This window comes from Microcystis sp. M090S1 (assembly GCF_020246295.1).
In the GTDB taxonomy this organism is placed as follows: domain Bacteria; phylum Cyanobacteriota; class Cyanobacteriia; order Cyanobacteriales; family Microcystaceae; genus Microcystis; species Microcystis aeruginosa.
In genome coordinates, this window is sequence record NZ_JADBTF010000508.1 from 1 (window position 1) to 5,619 (window position 5,619).

At 43.2% G+C, this 5,619-nt stretch carries 4 protein-coding genes and 1 pseudogene; 2 read left to right on the forward strand and 3 right to left on the reverse strand.

The features are described 5' to 3' along the window. Positions 1–249 precede the first annotated feature (249 nt). Positions 250–1,590: a 3-phosphoshikimate 1-carboxyvinyltransferase gene (aroA, locus tag IM477_RS22490; protein WP_287733544.1), complete on the reverse strand. Its 1,341-nt coding sequence runs from the start codon at positions 1,588–1,590 to the stop codon at positions 250–252. Between the two features lie 232 nt (positions 1,591–1,822). Between aroA and IM477_RS22495 the strand changes: the two genes are divergently transcribed. After that, the gene (locus IM477_RS22495) at positions 1,823–2,365 is read left to right on the forward strand and encodes a peroxiredoxin (RefSeq protein ID WP_002783486.1); all 543 of its coding nucleotides are present in this window, start codon (positions 1,823–1,825) and stop codon (positions 2,363–2,365) included. Positions 2,366–2,745: 380 nt separating this feature from the next. Further along, positions 2,746–4,086, forward strand: a complete 1,341-nt coding sequence (locus IM477_RS22500; protein WP_287733545.1) for an AAA-like domain-containing protein — start codon at positions 2,746–2,748, stop codon at positions 4,084–4,086. 264 nt (positions 4,087–4,350) lie between these two features. On the opposite strand, the gene IM477_RS22505 is transcribed toward IM477_RS22500, so the two are convergent. Continuing rightward, on the reverse strand, positions 4,351–5,289 hold the full coding sequence (locus IM477_RS22505; protein WP_287733546.1) for a WD40 repeat domain-containing protein: 939 nt from the start codon (positions 5,287–5,289) through the stop codon (positions 4,351–4,353). A 206-nt stretch (positions 5,290–5,495) separates the two neighbouring features. Beyond that, positions 5,496–5,619, reverse strand: a pseudogene (locus IM477_RS22510) (IS630 family transposase); the annotation flags it as partial.

Here is a 5,619-nt window from a genome sequence, read left to right on the forward strand (position 1 = left end):
AAACTTGAGAATTTTTATTCAAATTTATTGACTCAAAATCAGCTGTACTTAATTTAAATGAATCAACCCTACCGTTGGGGGCGTGGCGCCGCCCCCAAACCCCCCGCGCATTAGTTTTTTGGTGAGATGCTTACACGCCGCTGCTGATACATTTGTCATCATTTAAGGGTCACTGATAATTGCTGATTTTCGGTATTTCTGCAAATGTACCAGTTACCCCTCGCCCACTCGCAGAAAAACTTAATATTTTTACTCTTGACAAATTTGCTGTAAGGTGCTAAAAAAATCGGGGTAGGAAATGCCGGCTGCTTCAGCGCGATGGATAGTGGTGGGTTGACGGGAATTGAGGGCAGCGATCGCTAGACTCATGGCAATGCGATGATCGGTAAAACTGTCCACTTCCGTGCCTAATAGGCCCGTACCGCCGGTAATCTCTAAACCATCGGGTAATTCCGTTACTTTTGCCCCTAGGCGATCGAGTTGGGTGGCCATCACCGTCAGGCGATCGCTTTCCTTCACCCGTAATTCCTCGGCATCCTTGATAATTGTCGTTCCTTGGGCAAAAACCGCCGCTACTGCCAGAATAGGAATTTCATCGATCAGACGGGGTATAATCTCACCAGCGATCGTGGTTGCCTGTAGTTGACTGGATTTCACCCGCAGATCTGCCACCGGTTCCCCCGTCACCACCCGTTGATTTTCGAGGGTGATATCTGCCCCCATTGCCTGTAAAACCTGTAAAACTCCGGTTCTAGTCGGGTTTATTCCCACATTTTCGATTAATAACTCGGAATTAGGCACGATTGCCCCCGCTACCAACCAAAAAGCCGCCGAACTGATATCCCCGGGTACAATCACCGTTTGTCCGGTTAAAGTGGGATAACCCGTCACCGTGACGCTATTAGTCTCCCCATCCACCTCAATATTCGCCCCAAAAGCGCGCAGCATCCGTTCACTGTGATCGCGAGATAAAGCGGGTTCCGTGATCGTGGTTTTCCCCTCCGTTAACAGTCCTGCGAGGAGAAGACAGGATTTCACCTGTGCAGAAGCAACGGGAGAATAGTAGTGGATCGGTTGCAGAGATTGCCCGGAAACGGCTAAAGGAGCCAAAGAATGGGCTTTTCTGCCCCAAATTTGCGCCCCCATTTCTTTTAGGGGTTTCACCACCCGGGACATGGGACGCGATCGCAGGGAAGCATCACCGGTAACGACAAAAAAACGGTCCCGATGACCGGCCAATAATCCTAACATTAAGCGGATCGTCGTGCCGGAATTGCCCGCGTCGAGGATTTCTAAGGGTTCCTCGAGATTGCCTAAACCCCTACCTTTGACGATCACTTTCTCGCTGTTGAGTTGGGAAATTTCCACACCCATGGCACGAAAACAACTAGCGGTACTGCGGGGATCTTCGCCCAATAATAACCCATGAATAACAGTTTCTCCTTCGGCGATCGCCCCCAACATCAGGGAACGATGGGATATAGATTTATCGCCAGGGATGGTGATTTTCCCCCGTAATCCCGTGATTTTACTTGGATCGATGACTAAATCTTGATGGGATTGAAGGGGGTTAAGGGTGACAATAGACATGATCGTTAGGCAGATGAAGACAAGCTCGATCTATTTTCCCCCTTTACCTCGCCCTTTCCTTGTCAAGTTATGTAAAGAATATTAAGCTAGAGTGACAGTTGATTTTCCCAGTGTGACAGGAACGAGGGAAAGGACACAAAGATCGATCGCTCCCGTATTAGGTTAAACTTATCACACCAAGAAACTGATAACTGATAACTGATAACTGATAACTGATAACTGATAACTGATTATGTCTCGTCGTCAACTGTTGAGTTTTTTAATTGCAGTAATTCTGGCATTTTTTGCCCTTATTCCCGATGCTAACGCCTTAGGAGGCCCCCAACCCCCTTTAAATCAACCGGCACCCGATTTTACCCTACCGACTAACACGGGAGAAGGGAATATTTCCCTATCGGATTATCGGGGTAAGTGGGTAGTTTTGTATTTTTATCCCAAGGATTTTACCCCCGGCTGTACCCTAGAAGCGCGGCGTTTTCAGCAGGATTTGCCGAAATATATGGCTAAAAATACGCAAGTTTTAGGGGTAAGTGCCGATGATGTCGATTCTCATGCGGAATTTTGTGACTCGGAGGGGTTAAAATTTCCCTTACTGGCAGATACTACCGGAGATGTTAGTAAAGCTTATGGTTCTTGGATGGGTTATGTTTCCCTGCGTCATACCTATCTTATCGATCCGCAAGGGATTTTAAAAGAGATTTATTTAGGGGTAAATCCTGCCATTCACAGTGCCGAAGTTTTAGCACGTTTAGAGGAATTACAGGCGAGTTCATAAAAAAAATCCCGACCACGATTTTGTTATCGGTGGGGGATATAGATTAACAACCTTAACCGAGATAATCAGGACTAATTGCAATTATCGTCCTTATCACCCTTACAGTCACGGTTTTGTAAAATTAGCGGCGAAGAGGAATGGTCAAAATGGTTATCTTGACTATTAACCGCTAAAGTGTGAGGAAGAGAACCTAACAGCAAGGAGACCACAACAAACAAGGTTAACGAGATTTTCATGGTTTTACTCCCTTAGACACCATCAGGTAATTGACCTATTTTTAGCATAGGGTTTTCCCGCTCGGATGTCAGTCCCATTGCCAAGAGGGAAAAAGGGGTTAACATGGAAAAAAAGGGAATTTGAGTAGAATAAAGTAGAACGGGATGAAACCACAGGGATGGGACGAGTTTCTCAAACATCTAGCCAGAGAATACGGTGTTCAAGGCAAATTAAAGGAAATTTTTTTGGTTCGTTTTGCCTATGAAAATTGGCGCAAACCAGATGAGGAAATTTGGGAAATGGCCGAGGCTGCCAGCCATGAAACCTATAAAAAACAGATGACTAAAATCTATAGCTATTTCTCGGCAGATAAAGATAATGGCTGTCCCGAACTCGAATTAGGTAGTAAAGGGCCGGGTAAGTTCCAAATCCTCCGAGAATGGTTCAAAGATATCAAATATCCTGAATGGAAAAATCACCCCACCCCGATACTAGCAGAAAAATCAGTTATAGATACTTATATTAGCCGCCCTCCCGTCGAAAGCGACTGTTATCAAGAAATTAATCGTCCGGGGTCACTTATTCGCATTAAATCCCCCGAAAAGACTGGTAAAACTTCTCTCCTGAAACATCTGCTCGCTCAGGCAGATAGTTGGGGACATAGCACAGTTTATATTAATTGTCAAGTGGCAGAAAAGGCGATGTTTGCCAGTTTAGACCGATTTTGTCGCTGGTTTTCGGCAAATGTCAGCCGAGAATTGGGTTTAAAGCCTCAATTAGATGAATATTGGGACGAGGAACTATTTGGCAGTTTAATCAGTTGTCAAACCTATTTTCAGTCCTATCTTTTGGAACAGATTAACGGGCCGCTCTTTTTGGCCCTAGATAATTTAGACAGAATTTTCGAGTATCCCGACATCGCTAGGGATTTTTTGCCGCTTTTGCGCTGTTGGCACGAAGAAGCTAATAATTTAGAAATCTGGCAGAATTTGCGGTTAGCGATTGCTAATTCCACGGAAATCTATATTCAATTGGACGCTAATCAATCTCCCTTTAATGTCGGTCGCGCGATTAAATTACCCGGTTTTAGCCTCGAACAACTGGAAAACTTGGCTAGTAGCTACGGATTGCCTAAAAATGACGATAATCAGCGTTTTATCGGGGATTTAATCGCTCTAGTCGCTGGTCATCCCTATCTTAGCCGTTTGGCCCTGGAAGCGCGGGTGCGCGGGGAAAAAAATATTCTCCCTAATGCTGCTACCCAAGGGGGAATTTATGCGGCACACCTGCGTCATCACTGGGATAGTCTGCAAAAACAGCCGGAATTATTGACAGGGATAGGGGAAGTGGTTAATTCTTCCGATAAGGGAGCGCGATTAGAACCGATTACTGCCTATAAACTGGAAAGTATGGGTTTAATTCAGTTAAAAGGCGATCTAGCCCAGCCTAGCTGTCAATTATATCAGCTTTACTTCCGAGAGGAACAAACTGGCAGCGATCTCTAGTGGATAATTAGGGTCTGCTGAAAAAGTTTTTCCTGGTGGCAGGGTGTGGGGTGTAGGGTGTAGGGTGTGGGGTTTTACCGATTTTGAGGGGGTCAATTACCTAATTTTCAGGGAAAAAGTACCTGAATTTTCCCCCCAATCACTCCAATGGTCGGCACTTTTTGAGGTCAAAAAAGTCTAAAAGCCTTATCCAACAAGGTTTTTAGATTTATTCAGCAAACCCTAATTAGACACCGATAAGCATCCGGTGCGATTAAAGATTGTTCAACTTGCTAAAGATTGTAGTTCGGAAGTGCCATAAACTCTAACGATTTTGTCTTGGCAGGCCGTGGCGATATAATTACCATCGGGACTAAAACAAACGGAATAGATTTTCTGGGGATGGGGAATAGAAATAATGGCTTTTCCTGCTTTTAAATCCCATAATTTTAAGCTTTTATCATCACTACCACTGGCTAATAGTTGATTATTAGGACTAACACTAACTGAATTGATATGATCACTATGTTCGCTGAGAGTTTTTACCTCTGTACCTCTTTTAATATCCCAGATTTTAATGGTTTTGTCTTTGCTGCCACTGGCTAAAAATTTGTTATTACTGCCGAAATCTACCGATAAAATACCTCCAAACCAATCGGAATGACCTTTTAAGGTAATGGTGCTTTTTTCTGCCAGATTCCAGATAATTACCGTTTTGTCATTTTCGCCGCCACCACTGGCTAAAAGTTGACCATTTTGACTAAATTTAACTGTTAGAACTTTATCGCTATGACCTTGTAATGTCGAAAGAATGTCTCCGGTTTTTGCTGACCATATTTTCACGGTTTTATCTTCACTACCACTAGCAATAATTTCCCCATCGGGATGAACAGCTACTGCTGTAACTTTATCTTGGTGTCCCGTTAAGGTAGAGATTAATTTTTTAGTTTCCAGTGACCAAATTCTTAGGGTTTGATCATCTCCTCCACTGACCAAAAATCCTTGACAGGGACTAAAAGCAACAGAGTTGATTCCCTTATCCCACCAACCAGCTTTTTCATGTCCTTGTAAACTAAATTTTTGATTTTTTTGCCAATCCCAAACAATAACAGTTAACTCGTTATCTCCACTAGCTAAAAATTGACCATCTTGGGAAAAAGTTAGACATTTAACCTCACCTTCATGGCCTTCTAAAGATTTAAAAGATACTAAGGGATTAAACATAGTAAAGACATTAGTTAATCAAGATTTTTCGGCATTACCCGATGTTAGTGGTTCTGTAGGGGACTACTTCATCCCTGAGATAACTTTTTCCGCTCACCACAAGTACGGAGAAGCTATTGTTCCCTGATTATAACTAATTACAGTGTTTCTCGTCAAGGAGATGCAGCTAATCTAAGGATAGCCTATTAAAATAAGCTTTTACGCATTTAAGTTACATTGACAGCATTACCCTTATTTTTAAGTTTTCTACTCCATTTAATAATCAATCCCCCTTCATTTAAAAGCTGATTGACTACTTTTTCCAGTTCTTCTTTATTTTCAAATTCTCGA

Bases quoted from the DNA above. Each gene is read 5' to 3' on its own strand.
- aroA (WP_287733544.1), bottom strand. From the start codon at position 1,590: ATGTCTATTGTCACCCTTAACCCCCTTCAATCCCATCAAGATTTAGTC.
- IM477_RS22495 (WP_002783486.1), top strand. From the start codon at position 1,823: ATGTCTCGTCGTCAACTGTTGAGTTTTTTAATTGCAGTAATTCTGGCA.
- IM477_RS22500 (WP_287733545.1), top strand. From the start codon at position 2,746: ATGAAACCACAGGGATGGGACGAGTTTCTCAAACATCTAGCCAGAGAA.
- IM477_RS22505 (WP_287733546.1), bottom strand. From the start codon at position 5,289: ATGTTTAATCCCTTAGTATCTTTTAAATCTTTAGAAGGCCATGAAGGT.